Origin of the sequence: Aeromicrobium sp. Leaf245 (assembly GCF_942548115.1) — a bacterium.
In the GTDB taxonomy this organism is placed as follows: Bacteria; Actinomycetota; Actinomycetes; order Propionibacteriales; family Nocardioidaceae; genus Aeromicrobium.
This window is the reverse complement of record NZ_OW824151.1, coordinates 422,757-449,260: the sequence shown is the minus strand read 5'-3', so window position 1 is coordinate 449,260 and position 26,504 is coordinate 422,757. Positions and strand designations below refer to the sequence as shown.

General features: G+C 72.8%; 29 protein-coding genes. 19 read left to right on the top strand and 10 right to left on the bottom strand.

Annotation, left to right across the window (positions count from 1 at the left end; genetic code table 11):
• Positions 1-10 precede the first annotated feature (10 nt).
• A complete protein-coding gene (locus NBW76_RS02215) occupies positions 11-526 on the bottom strand; it encodes a hypothetical protein (protein ID WP_056556890.1) in 516 nt (171 codons plus the stop codon).
• A gap of 64 nt (positions 527-590) precedes the next feature.
• On the opposite strand from NBW76_RS02215, the gene NBW76_RS02210 reads away from it, so the two are divergent.
• Positions 591-1,721, top strand: a complete 1,131-nt coding sequence (locus NBW76_RS02210; protein WP_056556894.1) for an aldo/keto reductase — start codon at positions 591-593, stop codon at positions 1,719-1,721.
• 114 nt (positions 1,722-1,835) lie between these two features.
• Here NBW76_RS02210 and NBW76_RS02205 read toward each other — a convergent pair whose 3' ends face one another.
• The gene (locus NBW76_RS02205) at positions 1,836-2,522 is read right to left on the bottom strand and encodes a pyridoxamine 5'-phosphate oxidase family protein (RefSeq protein WP_055962388.1); all 687 of its coding nucleotides are present in this window, start codon (positions 2,520-2,522) and stop codon (positions 1,836-1,838) included.
• 55 nt (positions 2,523-2,577) lie between these two features.
• Between NBW76_RS02205 and NBW76_RS02200 the strand changes: the two genes are divergently transcribed.
• Both NBW76_RS02200 and NBW76_RS02195 read left to right on the top strand, forming a co-directional pair.
• Positions 2,578-3,960, top strand: a complete 1,383-nt coding sequence (locus NBW76_RS02200) for a PLP-dependent aminotransferase family protein (protein WP_055962385.1) — start codon at positions 2,578-2,580, stop codon at positions 3,958-3,960.
• A 40-nt stretch (positions 3,961-4,000) separates the two neighbouring features.
• The gene (locus NBW76_RS02195; RefSeq protein WP_055962382.1) at positions 4,001-4,339 is read left to right on the top strand and encodes an MGMT family protein; all 339 of its coding nucleotides are present in this window, start codon (positions 4,001-4,003) and stop codon (positions 4,337-4,339) included.
• Between the two features lie 13 nt (positions 4,340-4,352).
• Here NBW76_RS02195 and NBW76_RS02190 read toward each other — a convergent pair whose 3' ends face one another.
• Complete coding sequence (locus NBW76_RS02190) at positions 4,353-4,961, bottom strand: hypothetical protein (RefSeq protein ID WP_056556897.1); 609 nt, start codon at positions 4,959-4,961, stop codon at positions 4,353-4,355.
• Between the two features lie 183 nt (positions 4,962-5,144).
• Between NBW76_RS02190 and rpsF the strand changes: the two genes are divergently transcribed.
• The 6 genes from rpsF (at position 5,145) to NBW76_RS02160 (ending at position 9,445) form a co-directional block, all read left to right on the top strand.
• Positions 5,145-5,435 (top strand): 30S ribosomal protein S6, encoded by a 291-nt coding sequence (gene rpsF, locus NBW76_RS02185; protein ID WP_055962375.1) that lies wholly within the window; start codon positions 5,145-5,147, stop codon positions 5,433-5,435.
• Between the two features lie 113 nt (positions 5,436-5,548).
• A complete protein-coding gene (locus NBW76_RS02180) occupies positions 5,549-6,106 on the top strand; it encodes a single-stranded DNA-binding protein (protein WP_055962371.1) in 558 nt (185 codons plus the stop codon).
• A 41-nt stretch (positions 6,107-6,147) separates the two neighbouring features.
• Entirely contained in the window at positions 6,148-6,384 is a 237-nt protein-coding gene (gene rpsR / locus NBW76_RS02175) for a 30S ribosomal protein S18 (protein ID WP_055962368.1), read from the top strand.
• Positions 6,385-6,399: 15 nt separating this feature from the next.
• Positions 6,400-6,846, top strand: coding sequence for a 50S ribosomal protein L9 (gene rplI / locus NBW76_RS02170; RefSeq protein WP_055962365.1), 447 nt, complete (start codon positions 6,400-6,402; stop codon positions 6,844-6,846).
• 116 nt (positions 6,847-6,962) lie between these two features.
• Positions 6,963-8,603, top strand: a complete 1,641-nt coding sequence (locus NBW76_RS02165) for an ABC transporter family substrate-binding protein (protein ID WP_156364903.1) — start codon at positions 6,963-6,965, stop codon at positions 8,601-8,603.
• 23 nt (positions 8,604-8,626) lie between these two features.
• Positions 8,627-9,445, top strand: a complete 819-nt coding sequence (locus NBW76_RS02160) for a siderophore-interacting protein (RefSeq protein WP_056556903.1) — start codon at positions 8,627-8,629, stop codon at positions 9,443-9,445.
• A gap of 19 nt (positions 9,446-9,464) precedes the next feature.
• Here NBW76_RS02160 and NBW76_RS02155 read toward each other — a convergent pair whose 3' ends face one another.
• A complete protein-coding gene (locus NBW76_RS02155; RefSeq protein ID WP_056556906.1) occupies positions 9,465-10,772 on the bottom strand; it encodes an MATE family efflux transporter in 1,308 nt (435 codons plus the stop codon).
• 434 nt (positions 10,773-11,206) lie between these two features.
• Between NBW76_RS02155 and dnaB the strand changes: the two genes are divergently transcribed.
• Both dnaB and NBW76_RS02145 read left to right on the top strand, forming a co-directional pair.
• The gene (dnaB, locus tag NBW76_RS02150) at positions 11,207-12,604 is read left to right on the top strand and encodes a replicative DNA helicase (protein WP_200931213.1); all 1,398 of its coding nucleotides are present in this window, start codon (positions 11,207-11,209) and stop codon (positions 12,602-12,604) included.
• A gap of 1 nt (position 12,605) precedes the next feature.
• Positions 12,606-12,989, top strand: a complete 384-nt coding sequence (locus NBW76_RS02145; RefSeq protein ID WP_055962354.1) for a hypothetical protein — start codon at positions 12,606-12,608, stop codon at positions 12,987-12,989.
• Here the strand turns inward: NBW76_RS02145 and NBW76_RS02140 are convergent.
• Positions 12,976-14,439, bottom strand: a complete 1,464-nt coding sequence (locus NBW76_RS02140; RefSeq protein WP_056556908.1) for an MFS transporter — start codon at positions 14,437-14,439, stop codon at positions 12,976-12,978. The genes NBW76_RS02145 and NBW76_RS02140 overlap by 14 nt on opposite strands.
• 73 nt (positions 14,440-14,512) lie before the next feature.
• Between NBW76_RS02140 and NBW76_RS02135 the strand changes: the two genes are divergently transcribed.
• Positions 14,513-14,677, top strand: coding sequence for a hypothetical protein (locus NBW76_RS02135; protein WP_156366867.1), 165 nt, complete (start codon positions 14,513-14,515; stop codon positions 14,675-14,677).
• Positions 14,678-14,756: 79 nt separating this feature from the next.
• On the top strand, positions 14,757-15,530 hold the full coding sequence (erm, locus tag NBW76_RS02130) for a 23S ribosomal RNA methyltransferase Erm (protein WP_056556911.1): 774 nt from the start codon (positions 14,757-14,759) through the stop codon (positions 15,528-15,530).
• Here erm and NBW76_RS02125 read toward each other — a convergent pair.
• Both NBW76_RS02125 and NBW76_RS02120 read right to left on the bottom strand, forming a co-directional pair.
• Entirely contained in the window at positions 15,527-16,729 is a 1,203-nt protein-coding gene (locus tag NBW76_RS02125) for an MFS transporter (protein WP_162239235.1), read from the bottom strand. The genes erm and NBW76_RS02125 overlap by 4 nt on opposite strands.
• A gap of 49 nt (positions 16,730-16,778) precedes the next feature.
• A complete protein-coding gene (locus NBW76_RS02120) occupies positions 16,779-17,438 on the bottom strand; it encodes an FMN-dependent NADH-azoreductase (protein ID WP_056556916.1) in 660 nt (219 codons plus the stop codon).
• A 110-nt stretch (positions 17,439-17,548) separates the two neighbouring features.
• Here NBW76_RS02120 and NBW76_RS02115 point away from each other — a divergent pair, with 110 nt between their 5' ends.
• Complete coding sequence (locus NBW76_RS02115) at positions 17,549-18,040, top strand: MarR family winged helix-turn-helix transcriptional regulator (protein WP_055962339.1); 492 nt, start codon at positions 17,549-17,551, stop codon at positions 18,038-18,040.
• An 18-nt stretch (positions 18,041-18,058) separates the two neighbouring features.
• A complete protein-coding gene (locus NBW76_RS02110) occupies positions 18,059-18,667 on the top strand; it encodes a 4'-phosphopantetheinyl transferase superfamily protein (RefSeq protein ID WP_056556919.1) in 609 nt (202 codons plus the stop codon).
• Here NBW76_RS02110 and NBW76_RS02105 read toward each other — a convergent pair.
• On the bottom strand, positions 18,609-20,072 hold the full coding sequence (locus NBW76_RS02105; protein ID WP_156364905.1) for a hypothetical protein: 1,464 nt from the start codon (positions 20,070-20,072) through the stop codon (positions 18,609-18,611). The genes NBW76_RS02110 and NBW76_RS02105 overlap by 59 nt on opposite strands.
• A 75-nt stretch (positions 20,073-20,147) precedes the next feature.
• Between NBW76_RS02105 and NBW76_RS02100 the strand changes: the two genes are divergently transcribed.
• The 4 genes from NBW76_RS02100 to NBW76_RS02085 all read left to right on the top strand — a co-directional run bounded on the left by NBW76_RS02100 (position 20,148) and on the right by NBW76_RS02085 (position 24,250).
• The gene (locus NBW76_RS02100; RefSeq protein WP_235493078.1) at positions 20,148-20,822 is read left to right on the top strand and encodes a DedA family protein; all 675 of its coding nucleotides are present in this window, start codon (positions 20,148-20,150) and stop codon (positions 20,820-20,822) included.
• 2 nt (positions 20,823-20,824) lie between these two features.
• Positions 20,825-21,724 carry an ABC transporter substrate-binding protein gene (locus tag NBW76_RS02095; protein WP_056556925.1) on the top strand — a complete coding sequence of 300 codons (900 nt, stop codon included), beginning with the start codon at positions 20,825-20,827 and terminating at the stop codon, positions 21,722-21,724.
• A 236-nt stretch (positions 21,725-21,960) separates the two neighbouring features.
• Entirely contained in the window at positions 21,961-23,415 is a 1,455-nt protein-coding gene (locus NBW76_RS02090; protein ID WP_055962327.1) for an NAD-dependent succinate-semialdehyde dehydrogenase, read from the top strand.
• Positions 23,405-24,250 carry an alpha/beta fold hydrolase gene (locus tag NBW76_RS02085; RefSeq protein WP_056556928.1) on the top strand — a complete coding sequence of 282 codons (846 nt, stop codon included), beginning with the start codon at positions 23,405-23,407 and terminating at the stop codon, positions 24,248-24,250. Before NBW76_RS02090 ends, NBW76_RS02085 begins: the two co-directional genes overlap by 11 nt.
• Here the strand turns inward: NBW76_RS02085 and NBW76_RS02080 are convergent.
• Positions 24,240-26,201, bottom strand: coding sequence for an ABC transporter ATP-binding protein (locus tag NBW76_RS02080; RefSeq protein ID WP_056556930.1), 1,962 nt, complete (start codon positions 26,199-26,201; stop codon positions 24,240-24,242). The two genes, NBW76_RS02085 and NBW76_RS02080, sit on opposite strands and share 11 nt — an antisense overlap.
• Positions 26,201-26,503, bottom strand: a complete 303-nt coding sequence (locus NBW76_RS02075) for a YbaY family lipoprotein (RefSeq protein WP_056556933.1) — start codon at positions 26,501-26,503, stop codon at positions 26,201-26,203. Before NBW76_RS02075 ends, NBW76_RS02080 begins: the two co-directional genes overlap by 1 nt.
• Between the last annotated feature and the right edge of the window lies 1 nt (position 26,504).

The following is a 26,504-nucleotide window of genomic DNA, read 5'->3' as shown; positions in this document are numbered from 1 at the left end:
GGGACGGCGGTCACTGAACCGGGTCGCGGAGCGCCACCCATGCGGCGACACCGGCGCAGACCGTGAGGGCCGGCAGGAGCGCCAGCTGGGTGACGGCGAGCGGCTGGAACGCGGCGTGGGTGGCGAGCAGCCGCACGATCCAGGTCGCCGCGAACAGCGCGGTGGTCAGGTCGAGCCAGACGTAGCGAGGACGGTCCCCGAGCGGGACACCCCTGGCCCGCAGCGCCGCGTCGACCCGTGGTGCCGATCCACGCCCGGCCGCACCGAGCGCCACCGCCGCACCCGCACCCGCGGCCCAGAGGGTCCAGGACCCGTCGAGCGACGCGAACGCCGACCCGCAGGCGACCACGCACACCGCGAAGGCGCTCGCGGGCAGCACCGCGTCGCGTCGGCGCAGGAACGGTGCGGCTCGTCGCAGCTCCTCGTCGTCGAGACGGCGCGCGCGGCGGGCCAGCAGGGTGGGCTGCAGCACCTTCACCACCGCCAGGAAGGTCAGCGCACCGAGCACCGCGACCGCCACGACCATGCCCGCACCCTCCCACGGTCGGCTCGACGGGTGAGGAGTGGCGTACCTCGGTAGCGTCGGGTCCATGACCGAGGAGCGCTACTGGGCCGACGCCGTGCCCGAGACCCACCGTCCGTACGTCGCCGCCGAGGACCGGTACACCCACCTCGACTACCGCCGGGTCGGCACGAGCGGCCTGCTGCTGCCGCCGATCTCGCTGGGGCTGTGGTGGAACTTCGGTGACGACCGGCCGTTCGCGACGCAGCGCGAGATCCTGCGGCACGCGTTCGACAAGGGCGTCACCCACTTCGACCTCGCCAACAACTACGGCCCGCCGTACGGCTCGGCGGAGGAGAACTTCGGGCGGATGATGCGCACCGACTTCAAGCCGTACCGCGACGAGCTGGTGCTCTCGAGCAAGGCCGGCTGGGACATGTGGCCGGGCCCCTACGGCAAGCTCGGGTCGCGCAAGTACCTGCTCAGCAGCCTCGACGCGTCGCTGGAGCGGATGAGCGTCGAGTACGTCGACATCTTCTACTCCCACCGCACCGACCCCGGCACGCCGGTCGCGGAGACGATCGGCGCGCTCGACACCGCGGTGCGCCAGGGCAAGGCGCTCTACGTCGGCATCTCGTCGTACTCGCCGGAGATGACGGCCGAGGCGGTGGCGGTGGCCCGCGACCTGGGCACGCCCCTGGTCATCCACCAGCCCTCGTACTCGATGCTCAACCGCTGGATCGAGTCCGGCAGCACCGACGCGCGCCCCGCCGGGTTCGGCGCGACCGGTGGCGCCGGGAGCGGGTCGAGCCTGCTGTCGGTCCTCGACGAGCACGGCATGGGATCGATCGGCTTCACCCCGCTCGCCCAGGGCCTGCTCACGTCGAAGTACCTGGGCGACGAGCCGGCGGAGCGCTCGGGCGAGCGTGGCTCCTTCACCGACGACGTCGTCACGCCCGACATGGTCGAGCGTCTGCGCGGGCTGAACGCGATCGCCGAGGAGCGCGGCCAGACCCTCGCGCAGCTCGCGATCTCGTGGGTGCTCCGGCCCGGCGGCGTCACGTCGGCGCTCATCGGCGCCTCGTCGACCGAGCAGCTCGACGAGAACCTCGCCGCCGCGGCGAACGTCGACTTCAGCGACGAGGAGCTGTCGCGCATCGACGACCTCGCCGGCAGCGTCGACGGCGTCAACATCTGGAGCGTCTCCAGCGACCTCTGACCCGTCCTGGTGATTCCCATCGGCTGATGGGAATCGCGAGCCCACCATGGTGCTCCCCCACCCACCTGCGGATGCATCCCGTGGTGAGTGGGGGTGAACGGTGGTGAGTGCGGGTCAGGCCCCCAGCCGGGCGGCCCGCTCGGCGACGTCGGTCGGCACGACGTCGTGCGAGTCCGCCGCCGACACCGGGCTCGACGCGACGACCGACAGCGGCACGACGCCGGCCCACGCGCCGACCTCGACGTCGGCGTCGTCGTCGACCGGGTCCCCGGCGCGCACCTTCACCGACGCCTCGCGCAACGGGACGGCCAGCACGGCGGTGGCCGCGACCTCCTTGCGGGTGGGCCGGCGCAGGGTGGCCGACCGGCCCGGCACGACGTGGTCGACGGTCAGGTCGAGCGCGCGCGCCTTCTCGTCCGGGTCGTCCACGATCCGCGCCTCCCCCACCACCACCGCGGAGCGGTAGTTCATCGAGTGGTGGAAGCCCGACCGCGCGACGACGAGCCCGTCGAGCAGCGTCGCCGTGACGCAGACGGTGCGTCGGCGCGATCGGGTCATCCACCGCGCGGCGACCGAGCCGTGCACGTAGAGGGTGCCGTCGGCGTCGGGGCCCTCGGGATCGACGGCGATGGCGACCGGCAGGACCACGGGATGGTCGCCGACGTCGACGCCCAGGTGCGCGACGAGCGCCTCGTCGAGGATCGCGTGCAGCGCGGCACGGTCGGTGAGCCCGCGCTCGCGCGAGCGACCCAGGGTCGTGCGTGGGGTGGGGGAGAGCGGTGACGTGTCGATCGCGGCCATGACCTCAGCGTGCCGACCAAGTGGTCCGACGTCGAGGGCCACTATCGTCGGGGTTGTGCAGACCACTTCGCGCTCGCCCGCGCTGCCGGTGCACCTCGACCGAACCGCCGCCACGCCCCTGCCGGCGCAGCTCGCCGCCGACGTGCGGCGGCTCGTCGCGGCCGGCACGCTGCGGCGGGGCGTGCGGCTGCCGGCGAGTCGCGCCCTCGCCCTCGAGCTCGGGGTCTCCCGCTCCGTGGTCACGCAGGCGTACGAGCAGCTGGTCGCCGAGGGCTGGCTCGACGCGAGCCACGGCTCGGGCACCTTCGTCGCGGGGACGGCGACGGCCCACCCCTCGCCCGCCGTCGCTCAGCAGGCAGCGGCGGCGACGACGGACCCGCGCCTCGTACGACTCGACACCGGCACGCCGTGGATCGATCCGCGCCACCGGGCGGGATGGAGCCGAGCCTGGCGCGACGTCGCCGCCGCCACGCCACCGGCCGGCTACGACGACCCCTGCGGCATCCCCGACCTGCGCGCCGCGATCGCCGAGCGGCTCGGTCGGCTCCGCGGCGTGGAGTGCGGGGCCGACGACGTCGTCGTCACGCAGGGCACCACCGACGGCCTGCGCGCCCTGCTCGAGGTGCTGCCCGCCGGTGCGGTCGCGGTCGAGGACCCCGGCTACCGGGCGGCGGTCGCCACGGTCCGTTCCACGGGGCGGACCGTGGTCGACGTGCCGGCCCGGGGGACCCCGACCGTGCCACCCGACGTCGTCGCGACCTACGTGACCCCCGCGCACCAGCACCCGCTCGGCCACGTGCTGCCCGCCGCCGACCGCGTGGCGCTGCTCGCGGCGGCGAGGGAGCGGGGCGCCGTGGTCGTCGAGGACGACTACGACTCCGAGTTCCGCTACGACGTAGCGCCCGTCCCCGCGCTCGCGTCGCTCGACCGCACCGGCGTCGCCTATCTCGGCACCGCCTCGAAGTCGGTCTCGCCGAGCCTGCGCCTCGGCTGGCTCGTCCCTCCCCCGCACCTGCTCGACGCCGTCCGCTCCGCTCGCGCGGTGCGGCACGAGGGCATCTCGTGGCCGGTCCAGCGCGCGTTCCTGTCGATGCTGCGCGACGGGTACGTCGACCGGGTGGTCCGCTCGGCCCGACGGGTCTACGCCGACCGGGCGCCGCGCGTCGCGGGCGTGCTCGCACCGCACGCCGAGCCGGCGGGTCCGAGCGCCGGCATGTACTCGACCTGGCTGCTCCCACCGGACCGGGCCGACGCCGCCGTCCGCTCGGCGGCCCGTGCCGGGTTCGACGTACCGCTGCTGTCCGACTACGCGCGCAGCTCCGGGCTCACCGGGCTGGTGGTCGGCTTCGGCGGCGTGAGCGACCGCGAGCTCGACGCCGCCCTGGGCGCCCTGGTCCGGGGTCTCGACGACCGTCCGTCCCGACGTCGGCCCCGCTGACGCGGCTGCACCCACGACAGGTCTGGGGTTCACTGGGGACATGGCTGACGACGCCTCCACCATGCCGTTGCCCGGTGGCGGGCACGCCGACCCGCCGGACCGGCTCACGCCGTTCCAGCAGCGCGTCGCCGACGTGGTCGGCGCCCTGCCGCCCGGCGAGCTGCTGACCTACGGCGAGGTGGCCCTGGAGGCTGGTCACCCCGGGGCGGGCCAGGCGGTCGCGAACGTGCTGCGTCGCGTCCCGGGACTGCCCTGGTGGCGCGTCCTGCCCACGAACGGCCGGCTCTACCGCCAGCACCGCGAGGCGGCCACCTCGCTCCTGCAGGCGGAGGGGCATCGCGTGGACGACGAGGGGCGGGTCCGGCCGGCGCGCGGCTGAGCCGGGGTCGACGTCAGCCGCGTCGGGCCGCCGCCAGCGCCTCGCGCCGCAGCTGCGCCGCGTCGTCGGGGCTCAGGTGTCGCACCGCCACCAGCCGCGCCGGGCCGACGGCCAGCTCGCCGTCGTCGAGCGGCTCGGACCGGATGCCCGCGTGCCCCCGCATGGCCTGGTGGGCCCCCGGCGCCAGCACGACGTCCATCCACGCGCAGGGGTTGGCCCGGGTGAGCGAGCGGAAGGTCAGGCGGGCCCCGCCGACCTCGAGCGTGAACTCGCTGTGCACCAGCGACTCGACGTCGAGCCCCCGGGTGAGCACGTTGCGACGCGTGAGGAACGGGTCGAGCCCGGAGGCATCGAGGTCGGCGCCCACCCGGGCGAGCTCCTCCACGGCGAGGAACGTGACCGCGGCGAAGCGGTGCCGGGTGCCGAAGTAGCGGTCGCCCACCAGACCCTTGCCGGCTCGCACCTGCACCGACGACACCCGCTCCGTGCCGCCGGTGGCCTCCGCGACGGACGGCCTCGGTCCGTCGGAGGGGCGCCCGTCGTAGCGGTGCCGTGGAGAGACGACGAGCCCGACGATCTCGAGGTCGACCGGCTCGAAGCCGGTGGGTAGCGCGTCCTGCACCCCGCCACGCTAGCGCCGACCCCCACCGACCGGGGGGTGCGACGGGGACGTGCGACCGGGTCTGGGCCGGATTTGGCCTGCGATCACCGGCACGGCTAGACTTCCGTGGTTGCCCGTTCTGGGCACACCTCCTGCTGCGGACCGTCCGTAGCCGTTCAGACCGAAGGAGGACGCACCTTGTCGTTGCGTCACTACGAAGTCATGGTCATCCTCGACCCCGATCTCGACGAGCGCACGGTCGCTCCGAGCCTCGACACCTACCTCAACGTCGTGAAGAACGACGGAGGCAGCGTGGAGAACGTCGACGTGTGGGGCAAGCGCCGCCTCGCGTACGAGATCGACAAGAAGAACGAGGGCATCTACGCCGTCATCGACTTGACCGCCACCCCCGACACGGTCAAGGAGCTCGACCGTCAGCTCGGGCTCAACGAGTCCGTCGTCCGCACGAAGGTCACCCGACCCGACGTGAAGTAAGGGCTCTCGAGCTCCCTGTGGACGACGGCACCGCCGTTGTCCGCGCCCTGGGGTTGACTGGCGTCGACCCCCACCCAGCACCGCAACCACAGCCACACCGAAAGGCTGGTCCCATGGCAGGCGAGACCGTCATCACCGTCGTCGGCAACATCACCGACGATCCCGAGCTGAAGTTCACCCCGTCCGGCGCGGCGGTCGCGAACTTCACCGTCGCCTCGACGCCCCGGTCCTTCGACCGGCAGTCGAACGAGTGGAAGGACGGCAACCCGCTGTTCATCCGCTGCTCGGTGTGGCGGCAGATGGCCGAGAACGTCGCCGAGTCGCTGCAGAAGGGCCAGCACGTCATCGTGCACGGCGCCCTGAACGTGCGTCAGTACGAGCGGCAGGACGGCGGCCGGGGCACCAGCGTGGAGATGAACGTCTACGAGGTCGGAGCATCCCTGCGCTTCGCCACGGCCAAGGTCACCAAGGCCTCCCGTGGCGGTGGCGGCGGTGGCGGCGGCGACTTCGGTGGCGGCTCCGGCGGTGGCGGTGGCTACGGCGGCGGACAGGGCGGCGGAAACGCCGGTGGCGGCAGCGCCAACCCCTGGTCCTCGCCGCAGGCTGCACCGCAGGGTGGGAACGACGCCTGGGGCGGCGGCGGCGCCGCTGCCGAAGAGCCCCCGTTCTGAGTCACACACCCCGTTCTTAGATTCACAGTTCAAGGAGAACCATGGCGAAGCCAGTCATCCGGAAGCCGAAGAAGAAGAGCAACCCGCTCGCGGCCGCCGGTGTCACCACGATCGACTACAAGGACACGGCGCTGCTGCGCAAGTTCATCTCGGACCGCGGCAAGATCCGCGCGCGCCGGGTGACCGGTGTGTCCGTGCAGGAGCAGCGTCAGATCGCCAAGGCGATCAAGAACGCCCGCGAGATGGCGCTCCTGCCCTACACGTCCAGCGGACGCTGAGAGAGGGCTGATCCGATGAAGCTCATCCTCACGCACGAGGTCACCAACCTCGGCGAGCCCGGCGACATCGTCGAGGTCAAGGACGGCTACGGCCGCAACTTCCTGCTCCCCCGCAACTACGCCATCCGGTGGAGCAAGGGCGCAGCCAAGCAGGTCGAGTCCATCAAGGCCGCGCGCGACTCGCGCGCCGTGCACGACCTCGAGGAGGCCCAGCAGATCAAGGGTCGCCTGGAGGCCGAGCCGGTCAACGTCCCGGTGCGCGCCGGCGAGAGCGGTCGCCTGTTCGGCGCCGTCACCGTCTCCGACATCGCCTCCGCCCTCGAGGCGGCCGGCGGCTCGGTCGACAAGCGTCGTATCGAGGTCGGCAACCCGATCAAGTCGCTCGGTGCCCACCAGGTCACCGTGCGCGTCCACCCCGAGGTGACCGCCGAGGTCCGTCTCAACGTGGTGGCCTCCAAGTAGTTCGACGTCGGGGTCCGGATCGGCAGCGCCGGTCCGGACCCCGTCCTCGTTCCACGAGCCCTCTCCTCATGTCGCAACGCCGAGCGCACCCGCGCCGCACGCGCACCGTCGCCGCCGTGGCAGGTTCGATCCTGCTGGTCGGCGGCTGCTCGTGGTTCTCCGGCGACACCGAGCAGCCCGAGGGTGCGACCACGCAGCAGGCCGCCGACACCCGCACGGCGTGGGAGCGCGCCGACGTCGCCGACGTCGAGCCCGGCGGCACCCTGCGGCTGGCCGTCGCGGAGCAGCCCACGAACTTCAACCCCGCCCACGCCGACGCCGCCGGCAGCGAGGTCGAGCGCCTGCTGGGACCCACCAGCGGCAACGCCGTCCGCATCACCGCCGACGGCGGCTGGGAGGTCGACCCCGACTACGCGCGCGACGTCGAGGTCGTCGACGAGGACCCCTTCACGGTCCGGGTGCGGCTCAACCCCGACGCCGTGTGGCAGGGCGGCACCGCCATCACGGCCCGCGACATGACGGCCTACTGGAAGGCGCTGCGCGGCAGCGACGACGCCTACCAGGTCGCGAGCAGCGACGGCTGGGACGACATCGAGGACGTCACCACCGACGACGACCCGTACGAGTACGAGGTCGAGTTCGAGGACCGCCGGCCCGACTGGCCGCTGTTCGTCTACCCGCGCCTGCCCGCCAACGCCTCGTCGAAGCCCAAGACGTTCAACACCGGCTTCGTCGACCGGCCGACCTCGTCCAACGGTCCGTTCGTGGTCACCTCGGTCGACGAGTCCACCGGCACCATCACGCAGGAGCGCAACCCGCGGTGGTGGGGCGAGAAGCCTCGGCTGTCGAAGGTCGTGTGGCGGGTGGCCCAGCCCGCGGTGCAGGCGGCAGCCTTCGACGCCGACGAGCTCGACGTCGCGACCCTCGACGCCGAGGGCTACGACAAGGTCGACGAGGACCGGGTGCAGCACGCCGGCGGCTCGCAGTGGTCGCACCTGACCGTCAACGCCGGTCGCGGGGCGCTGCGCGACGTCGAGGTGCGTCGCGCCGTGGCGGCCGCGCTCGACCGCGAGGCCCTCGCCGCAGCCGTGGCCACCCCGGTCGGGGCCGAGCCCAGCACCGCCGACAGCGTGCTGGTCCTGCCCGGACAGGCCGGCTACGACGAGGTCGCCGAGCCACGGAAGCGCGACCTCGCCGAGGCCCGGTCGCTGCTCGAGGAGGCCGGCTACGAGGTCTCCGGCGGCGAAGCACCGAAGGCCACGAAGGACGGCGACCAGCTCACGCTGACCCTCCCCGTGGTGGGTGGCTCACCGTCCATCGCCGCCCGGGCCAAGAGCATCGCCGCGCAGCTGGCCGAGGTCGGCATCGCCGTCGAGGTGCGGTCGGTCGAGCCCGACGCCTTCACCGCCGACGTCCTCGTGCCGCTCGACTTCGACCTGCTCACCTTCAGCTGGGGCCCGTCGCTGCTCGGCGCCGAGGCCGCCCGCGACCGGTTCCGCCCGATCACCTCCACCTCCAACTTCACGGGCGTCTCGTCGCCGGCGAAGCCGTGGAACGTCGCCCGCGACGCCGAAGACGAGGACGCGCTCGTCGACGCCCTGCGCGACCTCGAGGCCGACCTGCGCAAGGACGCGGTCGTGGTGCCGCTGGCGGTCACGCCGTCGGTGGTCGCGGTGCGCGAGGGCGTGGTGAACGTCGGCGCCACCTCCTTCGAGCAGCCGCAGTGGACCACCGTGGGCTTCCGGGCCGGCGACTGACCCGCACCGCCTAAGGTGTCGGCGTGCCGAAGCTGAGACGGACCACGACCACCCACCTCGCGGTGCTCCGCGAGCTGGAGGTCGTCCGCGTCCACGACGTGACGCCGGGGATGCGTCGGCTCACGGTGGCCGGTCCGGCGCTCGGGGAGCGGGTCGTCGAGGGACCGGACGGGCAGCCGGTGACGCTGCCCGCGTTCACGTCACCCGGCTTCGACGACCACGTGAAGGTGTTCGTGCCGCCGTCGGGTGCCGAGCGTCCCGTCCTCCCGCGGCAGCGGCCCGACGGGCTCGACTTCACGACCGAGGGCGTGCGTCCGCTCGGCAAGGACTACACGCCCCGGCGGGTGACGCCTGAGGAGGTCGAGCTCGACTTCGTGCGCCACGGCCACGGGCAGGCGGCCGGCTGGGCCGAGCGGGTGCGTCCGGGCGACCTGGCGTGGATCGCCGGGCCCACGATCGGACAGGCGTTCCCGCACGGTGTGGACGCGTTCGTGGTCGCCGGAGACGAGACCGCCCTGCCGGCGATCGGACGGTTCCTGGAGGAGCTGCCGCCGGGGGTGCCCGCCCAGGTGGTGGTGGAGGTCGCGGGACCGCAGGACGAGCAGGATCTCATGGTCCGGGAGGGCGTCGACGTCACGTGGCTGCACCGCGGTGCGGGGGTGGAGCCGGGCACCACGACGCTCCTGGCCGACACCGTGCGCGCCCTCCCGTGGCCGGCCGGGGACGTGTACGCCTGGATGGCCGGTGAGTCCACCGCCGCGCGCGACGTGCGCACGCACTGGCGCTCCGACCGCCGCGTCCCCCGTGACTGCCTCGACGTCTCCGGCTACTGGCGCCGCTGAGACCTCCCGGCGCGAGGACTCAGGCCCCCAGGACCAGCCAGGCGTCACCACGCTGCCGGAGCCACAGGGTGACGAGCCGGGCCAGCTGGAACATGCCGTAGGCCGCCCACAGCCAGGCCAGCCCGGCGCCGAGCGACCCGGCGAGCAGGGCGAGCGGGGCGTACGCGACCAGCACGGCGAGGCCCGCCCAGGCAAGGTAGACCCCGTCGCCGGCGCCGATGAGCACGCCGTCGAGCACGAACACCACGCCGGAGATCGGCTGGACCAGGGCGACCACGACCAGGGCGGGCACGAGCGCGTCGTGGACGGTGGCGTCGGGGGTGAACCAGCCACCGACGAACGGCGCGAGCACGAGCAGCAGCACCGCCGCGACCACGCCGGTGCCGAGGCCCCAGACGATCATGCGCCGGGTCAGGGCACGGGTTCCCTCCGCGTCACCCGCGCCCAGGGTGCGGCCGGTGAGGGTCTGCCCCGCGATCGCGACGGCGTCCAGCGCGAAGGCGAGGAACGACACGAGGGACGTCGCGATCTGGTGCGCGGCCAGGGGTGCGTCACCGAAGGTCGCCGCGACGGCCGTGCCGAGCAGCAGGGCCGCGCGCAGCGTGGCCGTGCGGGCGAGCAGCGGGACCCCCTGACGGGCCGCGGCGACCACGCCCGCGACGTCGGGGCGTCCGGAGGAGCCGGCGGCCCGCGCGCGCCGCAGCACCACGGCGACGAGACACAGTGCCGCGGCCCACTGGGCGATCGCGGTGCCGGCGGCCGAGCCACCGATGCCGAGGTCGAACCCGTGCACCAGCAGCAGGTTCAGCGCGATGTTCAGGAGGTTGGCGAGGATCGTCACGACGAGCGGCGTGCGCAGGTCGAGCACGCCACGCAGGGCGCCGGTGGCCGCGAGCACGAGCAGCATCGCCGGGACCGCGGCCGCGGACACGACCAGGTAGGTGACGGCGTGCCCCTCCACCTCGGGCGAGCTGCCGAGACCCCGGGCGACGGGTCCGGCCGTCGCCGCGACCAGGGCGCCGAGCACCACCCCGAGTCCCACGGCCAGCCAGAGCCCACCGGCGGCACCGTCGTAGGCTGCACGTTCCTGCCCCGCGCCGTGCAGCCGACCGACGGTGGCGGTGCTGCCGTAGGCGAGGAAGACGCAGAGCCCGACGACGGTGAGCAGCACGCTGGAGGCGACCGCCAGACCACCCAGCTCGGAGGTGCCGAGCCGACCGACGATCGCCGTGTCGGCGAGCAGCATGAGGGGTTCGCTGACGAGCGCGAAGAACGCGGGCACGGCGACCGCGACGATGCGCCGATCTTGTTCACCAAACTTGTTCACTCTGCGTCCTCAGCCTGTGGATTTCGTGGGGAGGACGGGGTTCTGTCGACATGTCGATGCGACGGGCGGGTGGACAGAACGTGGCGGGAAAGTATTCCGGCTCCACACTGTGTGCATCGTGTCTGCGCAGGTCAGAGGCCTGATGCTCATGCTTTTCCCCCACTTCTCCACAGTGTCGTCCACTGGCTGTGCACAGCGTGTGCGGCGTTTTCCACACTCTCCCCAGGGTTGTCCCCAGCCGTTGTGCAGCGCGCGCTTTGATCCGACCCCGTCGGGCACCTAGTCTGACGCGTCGGCAGACGTGCCGAGGGAGGGACCCGCCCGGCCGGTGAGGCTGTGCGCCATCACCAGGGGCGGCGGTGTCCGAGGTCCGACCTACCGTGGGGTGGGCGAAGAGAGGAAGGATGCCGGTGACTGTCGCCGATCTGCACGCGATGGGGCCTGAGCCCGACGACGTCCCCGCCGGACGCGTCCCGCCGCAGGACCTCCCGGCCGAGCAGAGCGTCCTGGGCGCCATGCTGCTCAGCAAGATGGCGATCGACCCGGCGGCCGACCTCCTCGAGGGCCGCGACTTCTACCGCCCCGCCCACGAGGCCATCTTCGAGACGATCGTCGACCTCGCCCAGCGCGGCGAGCCCGCCGACGCCATCACGGTCTCCGCCGAGCTGCAGCGCCGCGGCGACCTCACCCGCGTGGGCGGCGCCCCGTACCTGCACACGCTCGTGGCCGGCGTGCCCATCGCCTCCAACGTCGACTACTACGCCGAGATCGTCCGCGAGAAGGCCATCCTGCGCCGCCTCATCGAGGTCGGCCAGAAGATCGCCGGCCTCGGCTGGGCCGAGACCGGCGAGATCGCCGAGATCGTCGACCGCGCCCAGGCCGAGGTGCTCGACGTCGACGGCAGCAGCGGCACCGACGACTACCGGGTCATCTCCGAGCTGATGGCGCAGACCATCCAGGAGATCGACGACATCCAGAGCCGCGACGGCGACATGGCCGGCCTGGAGTCGGGGTTCCCCGACCTCGACAAGCTCACCACCGGCTTCCGTGGCGGCCAGATGATCGTCGTCGCCGCCCGGCCCGGCGTCGGCAAGAGCACCCTCGGGCTCGACTTCTGCCGCGCCGCCTCCATCAAGAACAACGTCCCGTCGGCCATCTTCAGCCTGGAGATGTCGGGCGCCGAGATCGCCATGCGTCTGCTCTCGGCCGAGGCCAAGGTCGCCATCCACCACATGCGCGGCGGCGGCATGACCGACCGCGACTGGGACTCGGTCAGCCGGGTCATGCCGCGGGTGCAGGGTGCGCCGATCACCATCGACGACTCGCCCAACATGACGATGCCCGAGATCCGGTCGAAGGCCCGGCGCATCCAGAAGGCGGCCGACGGCAAGCTGGGGCTCATCGTCATCGACTACCTGCAGCTCATGACGTCGGGCAAGAAGGTCGAGAACCGCCAGGTCGAGGTCTCGGAGTTCAGCCGCCAGATCAAGCTGCTGGCCAAGGAGATCAACGTCCCGGTGATCGCCATCAGCCAGCTGAACCGTGGCTCGGAGCAGCGCACCGACAAGACCCCGCAGATCTCCGACCTGCGCGAGTCCGGATCGATCGAGCAGGACGCCGACATGGTCTTCCTCATCAACCGGCCCGACGCCACGAGCGCGGGCGAGTCCGAGCGGCCCGGCGAGGCCGACATCATCGTGGCCAAGAACCGTTCCGGACCGACCAACAAGGTCGCCGTCAGCTTCCAGGGCCACTACTCGCGCTTCACCCCCATGGCTCGCGACGCCGAGCCGTCGCCCGGTGCTGCCGCAGGCGAGTTCTACGGCGGCTGACGTGACGGCCCCGGCAGGTGTCGCGGAGCTGGCCGGCGCGCTGCGTCGAGCCTGGGGGCCGGACACCTGCGCCCCGGAGGACCGGTCGGTGTGGCACCCGGGCAACCCCGCGCGGGGGCAGTGCATCACCACGGTCCTGGTGGTCCACGACCACCTGGGCGGAGAGCTGGTCAGGGGCGAGGTGCACGTCGACGGCGAGCGCGTCGACTTCCACTGGTGGAACCGTCTGCCCGACGGCTCGGAGGTCGACCTCACGCGCGAGCAGTTCGCGCCCCACGAGATCGTCTCCGGTGGCACCACGGTCGCACGCCCGGCCGATCCCGGGCGGGTGGCGCCTCAGTACGCCGTTCTCGTGCAGCGGCTGGCCGAGCTCAGCGTGACGTGACGGGCACGGCGGCCGGCGACGCGTCGGCCGGCTCGTCGGCGAGGTCGGTGGAGTCCTCGACCGCCTCCTGGTCGACGGCGCGGATGTCGGGGATGCGGAGCGAGGCCAGGGCGGCCACGAACATCGCACCGGCGAGCACCAGGAAGCCGACGGTGTAGCCGCGTTCGAGCGGGAACCCGCCGACGCCGGTGCTGCTCGTCACGATGGCCGCCATGACGGCGGACCCGATGGACCCGCCGATCGTGCGGATGTTGGCGTTCATGCCGCTCGCCACCCCGGTCTGGTGCGCCGGGACCGACGCGATCACGACGTTGGCCAGGCTCGAGAACACCAGACCACCACCGATGCCCTGCACGGTGATCGCCGCGTAGAGCTGCCAGGTCTGGTCGTGGAACAGGGCGATGGACGCGAAGGCGAGGCCGTTGAGCAGCGTGCCGGTGAGGATCACGGTCCTGGCGCCGAGGCGGGCGACGAGCTGGGCCGTGACGAACCCGACGAGGAACGACGCGAGCGCCGACGGTGCGATGAGCCGACCCGACTCGGTGGTCGTGGCCCCGAAGCCGTACCCGGCCTCGGTGGGGGTCTGCAGCAGCTGCGGGAGGAAGCCGAAGGCCGCGAACATGCCGAAGCCGACGCCGGCCGCGACCAGGTTGGCGGTCCAGACACCACGCCGGCGCATCATCGCCATGTCGATGAGCGGCACGTCGGCGCGCAGCTCGACCACGACCCAGACGACGAGCAGGACCACGGCCAGCGCCGGGAGGACGAGCACGGGCCACGACGTCCAGCCCCACACGTTCCCCTGGCTGACCGGCAGCAGCAGGCAGACGAGCCAGGCGGCGAGCAGCACGGCCGGCGTCGCCGGGATGCCACCGGGGGTGAGGACCGGCGACTCCGGCACGAGGAACGCCGCCCCGAGCGCCGCGATCGCGGTCGCGATCATCGGCAGCCAGAACAGCCAGGCGTAGCCGAGCACCTCGACGATCGGGCCGCCGAGCACGATGCCGACGCCGAAGCCCACGGCGGCCAGGGAGGCGATGACGCTGAGGGCGCGCCCGCGGCGCTGGTCGTCGAACTCGTCGCGGATGATGCCGAACGAGAGCGGCAGCACGCCGCCGCCGAGTCCCTGCACCACGCGGGCCACGAGCAGCCAGCCGATGCTGGGCGCGAGCGCCGCCATGAGCGAGCCGATCGCCAGCGCCACGAGGACGATGACCATCATCCGCTTCTTGCCGTACGCGTCGCCGATGCGGCCGAGCAGCGGCGTGCAGACCGACGCGGACAGCAGGTAGGCGGTGAGCACCCACGTGCTGGTGCTCTGGGTGGTGTCGAAGTGGTCCTGGATCAGCGGCAGGACCGGGATGATGAGCGACTGCAGGAGCGTGAACGACGCGACGGCGAGGGTGAGGACGGTGAACGTGACGAGCTGACGTCGGCGCGGCGTCGTCACGGGCGGGTCCTCCGGGTCTTCAGATGGCGTCGGGAGTGGTTGCGGATCGCAACCCTGCGAGGCTACCGGGCGCGTGGTGACCGGAGCAGGGCGACGGGGCGCGGGGTGGGAGGGCACCGGGCGCCAGGGCGGCGACAACAGCCCGACCGGCGGGTCTGGCACCATGGTCGCCATGGGAACCCTGATCGGAGCGGCCATGGTGGCCGCCACCCGCACGGTCCGCGAGCGCCGCGCCTGACGGCGCCGCTGCTCGACACCGTCGCACGTACGCGCCGCCGCAAGCGTCCTGACCCGACGACGCCACGGAGCGTTCACGCATGCCCACTCACCGTTCCCAGCACGGTGGCCGAGCCGAGCTCGGCCAGAACGACCTGCACGACCCTCGCACCGTCGAGGCGATCATCCGACTCGTGCGCCGCACCCGCGGGCCGATCCTCGAGATCGGCGCCGGACGAGGCGCCCTGACCCGTCCCCTCGCCGATCTCGGCCGGCCCCTCACCGCCGTGGAGCTCGACGAGCACCGGGTCGCCGCGCTCCGTCGGGAGCTGCCGGGCGTGGAGGTGGTGCACGCCGACGCCACGCAGCACCGGTTCGGACCCCGCAGCCGCGTGGTGGTCGGCAACCTGCCCTTCCACCTCACCACCCCGTTGCTGCGGAAGGTCCTGGCAGCACCCGTCTGGACCGATGCGGTCCTGCTCGTGCAGTGGGAGGTCGCTCGCAAGCGGGCCGGTGTGGGTGGGTCGACCATGATGACCGCCCAGACGGCCCCGTGGTTCACCTTCGCGCTGCACGACCGCGTCCCGGCCGCTGCGTTCCGTCCCCGCCCGAGCGTCGACGGTGGGCTGCTGGTGGTGCGGCGCCGACCGGAGCCGTTGGTCCCCCCGACGGACCAGCGGCGCTACGCCGAGCTGGTGCGGCGCGTGTTCACCGGCCGTGGCCGCGGGCTCGCCGAGGTGCTGGCGCGCGCCACGTCGACACCGGTCGCGACGACCCGACGGTGGTGCGTCGGTGCCGGGGTGGACCCGAGGGGGCTCCCGCGCGACGTCAGCCCCGAGCAGTGGGCCACGTTGTGGCGGTCGGCGTCGGGCTAGGTGGGGTCGGTGGGAGCCGGGTCGGGGGAGGTCTGGTCGGCCGGTCGTCGCGCCGCGGGATCGGCCCGGCCGAAGGAGCGCGCCAGCAGGAGGATCGGTGCCACCAGCACCAGCGGCACGACGAAGGCCCAGCGCAGACCACCGCCCTCGGCCACCGCTCCGATCAGACCGCCGCCGAGGATCGCCCCCACGTAGTTGGCGATGTTCATCCGGGCGATCGCCGCGTCGGCGGCCTCGGGCGGCACGGCGGCACCGAGCGCGGCGAAGCCGAGCGGCGCGACGACCGCGAGCCCGAGACCGACCACGAAGAAGGCGACCACCGCGGCCACCGCCGACGGTGCGACGAGCACGGCGACGTAGCCGACCAGTCCGAGCGCCGTCCCGGCGGCGACCACCGAGGCCGCGCCCGCGCGACGCACCAGGTGGTCGCCGCAGAGACGGGAGACCAGGGCGCCCGCCTGGTAGGCGGCGTAGCCGAGCGGGACGAGCCCGGCCGAGGCGTCCATCGCGTCCTCCAGGTACACGCTGCTCCACGTCCCCGTGCCGGTGTCGGCGGCGTAGAACAGGCAGATGACCAGGCCGAACAGCAGCACCGGCCGCCACGGCACGCGGACCGTCGCGGCCGCGACGAGGTCCTCGACGTGGCTGCCCGGAGCGTCGAAGACCAGGTCGCGACGCACGACCAGCGCGGCTGCGACGACGAGGACCGCCGCCACCGTCAGGTTCGCGGCGACCGAGACGTCGAGTCGCGAGGCCAGGGCCGCGTAGCCGGCGCCCACGATGCCGCCGATGCTCCAGCAGGCGTGGAACCCCGTCATCATGCTGCGGCCGCGCAGCCCCTCCACGCGGACCCCTTGCATGTTCATCGTGGCGTCCACCCCGCCCAGAGCGATCCCGTAGACCACGAACCCCGCGAGCAGCAGCGGGTGGCTGGGCGCCCAGCCGATGGCCGCAGCACCCACGCCGATGCCCACGAGCGACGTGGTGAGCGCCGCGGCACTGGACCGTCGCGTCGCGAGGATCCCGGCGAGCACGCTGCCGAGGCCGGCGATCGCCGCGACGACGACGAGGATCAGCGTCACGTCCGCCTCGTCGAGGCCGAACCGGTCCTGCTGACGGGGCGTCTGGGTGACGATCGCGGCGAAGACGAAGCCCTGGAGCAGGAATCCAGTGCTGACGGCGACGCGCGATCGGTCCACGAGCGTCAGCGTAGGACCGGGCGGGGGTCGCCCGGTCCCGTTCGCAGGGTCAGGCCGCCGACCGGAGCTTCAGCGTCACCGAGCGGCCGCTCGCGCGAGCGGCTTCGTGCGACTCGGCCAGCTGCTCGCGGGCGAGGTCGCGGAGCTCGGCCATCTGGGGCGTCACCTCGGCGAGCGTCAGCTCGGTCTCGATGACGTCGAGGTCGAGGCCCCACACGTCCTCGAGGATGCGGCGCAGGTAGGCCGTCGCGTGGTCCCAGCCGGCGCGGGGGGTTCCCTCGCCGTAGCCGCCACCCTTCGCGACGACGAGGAAGGCGGGCTTGCCCTTCACCGTCTCGGTGCCGGGCGCGAAGCGCGGGTCGGAGATGACGGTGTCGATCCAGAGCTTGAGGTGGGCCGAGACGCCGAAGTTGTAGAGCGGTGTGGCGATGATCAGGACGTCCGCCTCGACGACCTCGTCGGCGAGCTGCGCGGCCTGCGCCTTGGCCGCGCGCTGCTCGGGCGTCCACGACTCCTCGGGCACGAAGCCCGCGAACGCGGAGGTGGCCCAGAGCGAGCCGTCGAGGGGCTGCGTGCCGACGTCGCGTCGGGTGACGGTGACCCCGTCGCCCTCGGCCTCGACGATGGCGGCCTCGAGGGTGTCGGCGACGGCGCGGCTCGTCGAGCCCTCGACGCGGATGCTGGAGTCCAGCCGGAAGATGGTGGTCATGGGGTGCTCCTGAAGTCGGAAGAGATCGTCTGTCGCACAGATCATATACACAGACGATGATCGTCAATCGTGATGATCGTCACGGACGCAGGTCGCGCTACGATGGGGTCATGACCGAGACCCCTGCCCTCGCACGGGAACCCGCCGCCGCGCGGGTCGACCTCGGCCAGGCTCTCGGCGCGGTGCTGCGGCGCTACCTCGACGCGGCCCACGACGCCGTGGCCGAGCTGCCCGGTGGACCGCGGGGGTTCCAGGTGCTGTCGCTCGCCGGTCAGGGGGAGTGCAGCAACCAGGCCACGCTCGCCGCGAGCCTGGGCATCGACCGCACCGTCATGACCTACCTGGTCGACGACCTCGAGCGCGCCGGCCTGGTGGAGCGCCGGCCGGACCCCGCTGACCGGCGAGCCCGTCAGGTCGTGCTGCGGTCGGACGGCGAGACGGTCCTGCGCGAGACGACCGATCGCATCCAGGAGGTCGAGCGCAGCGTGCTGGCCGGCCTGTCCGCCGACGAGGCCGACGTCTTCAGGTCGCTGCTGGCGCGTGTCGCGGCCGACGCACCCGCGGACCACTCGCTCTGCTCGGCCGACCCGCCGGCGTGCTGAGCGCCCTACGCTGACGCCGTGCGCGTCGATCTCTGGTGGGCCACGGTCGCCCCCGGCGAGCGGCGCCCCGGTCAGCAGCTGCTGGAGCGCGCGGCGGCCGAGCGTCTCGGCCGCGCCGACGTGGAGGTCGTGCGGACGTGCCCCGGGTGCGGCTCGAGCGGCCACGGGCAGCCGGTCGTCACCGACGAGCCCGCCCTCGGCCTGTCACTGGCGCACGCCGGTGGGCTCGCCCTCGTCGCGGTCGTGCAAGGAGCCCGGGTCGGGGTCGACATGGAGCCGCTCGACACCGACGTCGAGCACCTGGCCGACGTCGCCCTCGGGCCGCACGACGCCCCTGCACCGACGTCGTCGGCACTGCTGCGCACGTGGACCCGCAAGGAGGCCGTGCTGAAGGCGGTCGGTGTGGGGCTCGCCGCGGACCCGTCCCAGCTGGCGGTGTCCGCGGCTCACGACCCTGCGGAGCTCGTCTCGTGGTCGGTCGTCGACGTCGCCGACCCGCGGCCGGTCCACCTGGTCGACCTCGGTCCCGCGCACGGGGTGCCCGCGGGCGTGGTGGCCTCCCTGGCCGTCACTGGTACGTCACGAGGTCCGGACGTGGTCGTACGTTCCAGGTCTGCCGGGCCGTGAGCATCGGCTCGTCCTCGTCGTGGAAGTTCTTCCAGCCCCAGTGCACGCCGTCGGGTGCTCCGCGGCGGATGGTCGCCCAGGTGCCCTTCTTGGCGGCCGGAGTGCCCTGACCGTCGACGTGGATGACGGTGGCGAGCTCCGGGTGGGTGGTCACGACCGTCGCGCGGTCCTTGATCATCGACGTCGAGAACTGGTGCAGCACGAAGAGCTTCTGCGGCAGCCGCTGCTCGCGGGTCAGCCTCGAGAGCCACGCGGAGACGCGGTTGACCTCGGCCGCCTTCACGGACCCGATCTGGCGCAGGTGCTTCTGGCCCTTCTTCAGCCGCCACTCCGGGTCGAGCGCCAGGCCCACGTGCGGCCGGAGCAGCAGCGACCGGTAGCGCTTCGCCTGGGTCAGGAAGTCGGTCCGACCCGGCTGCAGGTCGATCACCACGTACTGCCCGGCCTTCTCGGCGGCGCGCACGAGCGGCAGCAGGTCCTTCACGTCGGCCTCGGCGGAGTAGTCGCCGTCCTTGCCCTTCGATGCCGACGCGACGGTCGCGATGATCTCGAGCGCGGGCACGATCTTCGCCTTCGTCTGCGCGCGGTACCGGTCGGCGACCCGTTCGGCACGCTTCACGGTGGCACCCACCCCCTGCTCGCCGAGGAGGCCGAGCGACGGGGTCCCCGGGTGGCCGTAGAGCGCGACGACGTGCCGACCGGGGAAGGCGAGCAGCCCGCCGCCGGGCTGCTCCAGGTTCCGCCGGACGGCCATCACCTGGTACCCGAGCCCGTGGCGGAACGGGCGTCCGAGGCCGATCACCGCCGCCTTCGGCCGGTCGCGGAGGGCCGCCACCACGTCGGGGGCGGAGCGCGGGTCGGCGTCGGGTGCGCGCAGCACGGTGGCCCCGGCCATGCGCGCCGTCGTCACGGCGGCGCGGTTGGGACCCGGTGCGCGGGTGAGCACGACGACGTCGCGTGGCTCGACGTCCGCGCGGGGGAGGTCGTCCACGGCCGCGCCGACCGCGGCGGGTGTGGGCTCGACCTCTTGGAGCCCGGCGACGTCGGGAGCCGTGCCGATGCCGAGCACGGTGCGCGCGCCCAGGCGCTCGATCTCGGCCGGCACGGCAGGTCCGGGCAGCAGCATCGGCACGCCCAGGCGCCGCGCGGCCCGTTCGGCGAGCTGCTGGACCTCCGGGTCCGGTGACGAGAGGACCACCACCTCGGACCTGTCGAACAGGCGGCGACTCACCCCGAGGGCAGCGCTGGCCGGGGTCGGGACGTCGATGACGTCGACGCCCTTCGCGGGCGAGCGCGTGACCACCGGACCGTCCTCGGCGCCGGCGGACCGTCCACCGGTGCAGCCACCGGCCACGAGAGCCACCACGACGAGGGCAGCCGTCAGGGTCGCGCCCACAGATCGCATGCTCCGACCGTAACGACGCCGTCGGCGCAGGAAGGCGACCGGGGCGGGTGGGCCGACGCAGGTACCCTCGGCACCGTGATCAGCGCCCTGTCGACCGCACTCGTGCAGTCCGCCACCTCCACGGGTCCCGACAGCGGCCTCGCCGGCTGGACCGTCGACCTGATGGACCGGCTCGGGCTGGTGGGTGCGGCCATCGCCGTGGGGGCCGACAACCTGTTCCCACCGATCCCGAGCGAGATCATCCTGCCCCTGGCCGGCTTCGCCGCCGCGCAGGGCACGTTCTCCCTGGCCGGTGCGTTGTTCGCGACGACGGCAGGGTCGGTCATCGGTGCCGCGATCCTCTACTGGTTGGGTCGCGGCTACGGACGCGACCGCACCGTGTGGGTGTTCGAGAAGGTCCCGCTGCTCAAGGTCAGCGACCTCGAGCGCACCGAGGCCTGGTTCGCGAGGCACGGGACGAAGGCGATCTTCTTCGGCCGGATGGTGCCGATCTTCCGCAGCCTGATCTCGTTGCCGGCGGGCGTGGAGAAGATGCCGTTCGCGCTGTTCCTCCTTCTCACGACGGCCGGCAGCCTGATCTGGAACAGCATCTTCGTCATCGCCGGCTACCGGCTGGGCGAGAACTGGGAGCAGGTGGAGCCCTACGCCGACACGTTCCAGAAGGTCGTCATCCTCGGCGTGCTGCTCGTCATCGCGGTCTTCGTCGTGGTGCGGGTCCGTCAGCTGCCGCGCTTCCACCGGGAGCGCTGACCGTGGGCGACGTCGTGGCCGTCTCGCGGATCGCGTCGCTGCTGCCGTCGGCCACCGAGATCGTCTACGCCCTCGGCCTCGGCGACCGGCTCGCGGCCGTGACCTTCGAGTGCGACGAGCCGGCCCGGGCGCGGCTGGACCACCGGGTGGTGGTGACCGGCGCCGACACGAGCGGCTGGACGCCCGGTGAGATCGACGCGTACGTCCGGGAACGTCGAGCCGCCGGTGTGGACCTGTACACCCTCGACGAGGGAGCACTGGCCGACGTCGAGCCCGACCTGGTGCTCACCCAGGACCTGTGTCGCGTGTGCGCGCTGCCGACCGACCGGGTCGACGAGGCGCTGGCGCACCTGGGCTGCAGCGCCGACGTGCTGACGCTCGACCCGCACACCCTCGAGGACGTGCTGGCCTCGGTGGAGCGGGTCGCCGCCGCGGCGGGTGTGCCCGGTCGCGGGCGCGACGTCGTGGCCGGACTGCGTGAGCGGCTCGCTGCGGTCGCCGCCGCGGCGCAGGGCCGGCCACGGCCGAGGGTGGCCGTGGTCGAGTGGGTGGACCCGCTGTTCACGGGTGGCCACTGGATCCCCGACCAGGTGGCGGCTGCCGGCGGCGAGCCGGTGGGCATGCACCCGGGGACCCCGTCCGGCCCGTCGGCGTGGGACGGCCTGCGGGCGGAGCGGCCCGACGTCGTCCTCGTGGCGCCGTGCGGCTACGGGCTCGACGGCGCGGCCGAGCAGGCCGCGGTGGTGGTGCGGGAGCTGCCCGACGCCCAGGTGTGGGCGATCGACGGCAACGCCGTGGTGGTGCGACCGGGTCCTCGGCTGGTCGACGGCGTCGAGGCGATGGCCTCGGTGCTTCACCCGGACGTCGTCGAGCCCTCGCTGCACGTGCGGCGGGTGTCGTAGGGCGGTCCCGGTCCTGCGGCGCGTTTCGCCCAACGGTCCAGGTAGGTGGCGCGCGGATACGGGCGTCGTATCCGCGCGCCACCTACCGCCGGGGGCTCCGGTAGCGCGGGCCATCTACCGCCCGCCTCCCAGCTGTCGAGGTCGAGGACGGCGTGCTCGCCTGCCGCGGTGACGCGCCGTTCGGCGATCGACCGGTGATGAGGTGCGCGCGAGGGCAGCAGGTCTAGCCTCGAACCATGACCTCCTCAGCCCTCCCCGACGTCCCCACCCAGCTGTTCATCGGCGGTTCCTGGCGCGACGCGAGCGGCGGCTCGACGTTCGCGGTGGAGAACCCCGCCGACGGCTCCACGCTCGTGCAGGTCGCGGACGCCACGGTCGACGACGGCAAGGCCGCGATCGACGCCGCCGTGGCCGCGCAGGCGGGCTGGGCGAAGGTGCCGCCGCGCGACCGCGGCGAGATCCTGCGCTCCGCCTTCGAGACGGTCACGGCTCGCGCCGACGAGCTGGCCACGATCATGACCCTCGAGATGGGCAAGCCGCTCAGCGAGAGCAAGGCCGAGATCACGTACGGCGCGGAGTTCCTGCGCTGGTTCTCCGAGGAGGCGGTGCGCATCTCGGGCCGCTACTCGGTGGCACCCAACGGCGCCACGCGTCTGCTCACGCTGAAGCAGCCGGTGGGCCCGTGCCTGATGATCACGCCCTGGAACTTCCCGCTCGCGATGGGCACCCGCAAGATCGCGCCGGCCATCGCCGCCGGCTGCACGATGGTGGTCAAGCCCGCGGGCCTCACGCCGCTCACCATGCTGTGGCTCGCCAAGGTGCTCGAGGAGTCGGGCGTGCCCGAGGGCGTGCTCAACGTCGTCACCACGAAGAGCACCGGCGAGGTGATGGAGCCGATCATCCGCGACCCGCGTCTGCGCAAGCTCACGTTCACCGGCTCCACCGAGGTCGGCCGGTCGCTGGTCGAGCAGAGCGCCGAGGGCCTGCTCCGCGTCTCGATGGAGCTCGGCGGCAACGCCCCGTTCCTGGTGTTCGGCGACGCCGACGTCGACGCGGCCGTCGAGGGCGCGATGCTCGCCAAGATGCGCAACATCGGCGAGGCGTGCACCGCCGCCAACCGGTTCATCGTCCACGCCGACGTCGCCGAGGAGTTCTCCACCAAGCTCGCGGACAAGATGGCCGCGCTCAAGGTCGGCGACGGCCTCGAGGACGACGTCAAGGTCGGCCCCCTCGTCGAGGAGAAGCAGCGCGACAAGGTGGCCGAGCTCGTCGACGACGCCGTGGAGAAGGGCGCCACCGTGCTCACCGGAGGCCAGGTGCCCGACGGTCAGGGGTGGTTCTACCCGCCGACGGTCCTCACCGACGTCCCGCTCTCGGCGAAGGTCACCACCGAGGAGATCTTCGGCCCGGTCGCCCCGATCTTCACCTTCACCGACGAGGACGAGGCGCTGCGCCTGGCGAACGACACCGAGTACGGGCTCGTCGCCTACGCCTTCACCACCGACTACGCCCGCGCGGTCCGCGTGTACGAGGGCCTGGAGACCGGCATGGTCGGCATCAACCAGGGCATCGTCTCCAACCCCGCCGCCCCGTTCGGCGGCGTGAAGGCCTCCGGCTTCGGCCGCGAGGGCGGCGCCGAGGGCATCGAGGAGTACCTCGAGACGAAGTACGTGGGGCTCGGTGGGCTCTGAGTCTGCGTCGGCCCGCGTCCTCCGGCGGTCGCTGACCTGGCGCGGGCGCACCGTGGCGTGGGACCGGTTCGGCGACGGCCCGCCGCTCGTCCTGCTGCACGGGACCCCGTGGTCGTCGGCCCTGTGGCGCCCGATCGCGAACGCGCTGGCGCGCGACTTCACGGTCCACCTGTGGGACATGCCGGGTTTTGGTTACTCCTCGAAGCGGCCGGAGGACGCCGTCGACCTCGGCACCCAGGGTGAGCTGTTCGCCGACCTGCTCATGGAATGGGGTCTGGACCGACCTCACGTCGTGGCCCACGACATCGGTGGCGCCGTCGCCCTGCGCGCCCGTCTCCTGCACGACGTCCGCTACGCGTCGTTGTGCCTCGTCGACGTGGTCGCCCTCTCGCCGTGGGGGTCGGACTTCTTCACGCTCGTGCAGCAGCACGCGGACGTCCTCGAGCAGCTTCCTCCCGCGGTCCACCGAGGGGCGGTGGAGGCCTACGTCCGCGGCGCCGCGTCGCGGTCACTGCGCGACGACGACCTCGCCATGCTCGTCGACCCCTGGACCGGCGACCTCGGACAGCCGGCGTTCTACCGCCAGATCGCCCAGGCCGACGAGCGGCACACCGACGAGGTCGAGCCGCGCTACGGCGACATCGACGAACCGGTGCACGTGGTCTGGGGGTCGGCCGACGCCTGGATCCCCGTGGACCGTGCTCACCGGCTCGTGGAGCTCATGCCTCACGCCGGCCTCACCGTGCTGGACGGGGCGGGTCACCTGGTCCAGCTCGACGCACCGGAGGCGCTCGCCGCCGACCTGACCCGCTGGCTGGGGTCGGTCACACGCTGACGTCGGCCCGGCGGTCGTCGGGACGCTGCGGACCCCGGCCGGACTGGAACTGCTCGACGTAGAGCCGGGCGTACAGCCCGCCGGCGCTCAGCAGCTCGTCGTGGGTGCCCTGCTCGACGAGGACGCCGTCCTCGATGCCGAAGATGACGTCGGCGTCGTGGATGGTGGAGAGCCGGTGCGCGATGGCGATGGTGGTGCGGTTGGCGCGGGCCCGCTCCAGGGCCTGCTGCACGAGCCGCTCGGTCTCGGTGTCGAGCGCCGACGTGGCCTCGTCGAGGATGAGGATGCGGGGGTCGGCGAGGAGCACGCGGGCGATCGCGAGCCGCTGCTTCTCACCGCCGGACAGCCGGTAGCCGCGCTCGCCGGTGATCGTCTCGTAGCCCTCGGCGAAGCTGAGGATGCGGTCGTGGATGTTCGCGTCGCGGGCCGCCTGCTCGATCTCGGCGGCGGTGGCGTCGGGACGGGCGTAGGCGAGGTTGTCTCGGATCGTGCCGTGGAACAGGTACGGCTCCTGCGTGACCATGCCGACGGAGCCGGTCACCGAGTCCAGGGTCAGGTCGCGCACGTCGTGGCCGTCGATCAGCACGGCACCGCGGGTGACGTCGTAGAACCGCGGCACCAGGTAGGTGGCAGTGGTCTTGCCCGACCCCGACGGCCCGACGATGGCCGCGAGCTGGCCGGGTCGGATCCGCAGCGACACGTCGCGCAGAGCCCACGTGTCGTCGACGGACGGCGCCGTCGACCCGTCGGGACGGGAGATCCGCACCGTCGACTCACCGAACCGGTCACCTCCGCGGCCACCGGTGAGGGACCTCGGCTCCGGGTAGCGGAACCAGACGTCACGGAGCTCGACGTCGCCGCGCACCGCGGGCAGCGCCACGGCGCCGGGCTTCTCCTTCACGGCGGGCTCGAGGTCGAGGTACTCGAAGATGCGACGGAACAGCGCGAGCGAGGTCTGCACGTCGAGCGTGACGCGCATGAGCTGCAGCAGCGGCATCTGCAGCCGGGCCTGAAGCGTGGTGAACGCGACGAGCGTGCCGGCCGTCAGCGCCTCCGACCCTCCCGGCAGCCCGCCGGTGATCATCAGCCCGGCGAGCAGGTAGATGAGCGCGGGCGTGATGGCGAAGAACGTCTGGACCGTCGCGAAGAACGTGCGGCCGGTCATCGCCTGCGCCACCTGGAGGCGCGCCTGCACCCGGTTCGCCTCGCGGTACCGCTCGGTCTCGGACTCGCCGCGCCCGAACACCTTCGACAGCAGGATGCCCGAGACGCTCAGCGACTCCTCGGTGATCGCGGTCATCTCCGACAGCGACTCCTGCGTGCGTCGCGCCAGCTTCTGGCGGCGTCGGCCGACGCGCAGCTGGATGGCGATGAACGCCGGCATGAGGATCAGCGTCAGGACGGTCAGCTGCCACGAGAGCAGCACCATCGACACGACGGCCGCGATCACGGTGACGGTGTTCTGCAGGATCGTCGTGGCGGTGTCGGTGAGCACCGTGCGCACGCCCGCGACGTCGTTGGCCAGCCGTGACTGGATCGCGCCGGTCTTCGTGGCCGTGAAGAACGCCAGCTCCATCGTCTGCAGGTGCGCGAACAGCTGGCTGCGCAGGTCGGCCATGGCCGAGTTCCCGATCGTGGCGGTCAGCCAGTTCTGGCCCACCGAGATGAGCGCGGTCACGACCGGGATGAGGCACATGAACGCGACGAGCTTGCCGAGCAGGCCGAGGTCGGCCGCGCTGCCGTCGGTCGGGAACAGGGCGTCGTCGAAGACCGCCCGGGTGAGGAACGGGATCACCGACGTGAGTGCGGCGGCGGCGACCACCGCCACGCACACGAGCACGAGCTGACCACGGTAGGGGCGCAGGAGCGACGCGATGCGGCCGAGCACGGGTGCATCGGCCGCGGCGATCTCCTCCTTCGTCAGGTGGGTGACCTGTGCGCCCCGCGGCATCAGGCGTCGACCCGCGACAACATCAGCTCCTCGCGGACGGAGACCAGCTCGGGCGTGCCCCACACGCCGACGTCGGTGCGCAGCATGGCCCACAGGCGCACGGCGTCGGGGTCGGGCACGAGCGCGGGGTCGGCGGAGAGCTCGAACGGGGTCGGTCCGTCGGTGGCCTTCACGGCGACGGCGGCCAGCACCTCGCCGTCGGGCGAGACGAGCTTGACCGAGAGGACTCCACCGCCGGGCAGGGCGATCTTCTCGCGGATCGCAGCGGTTCCGGTCACGGAGAGGACGTCGAGGGAGCTCATG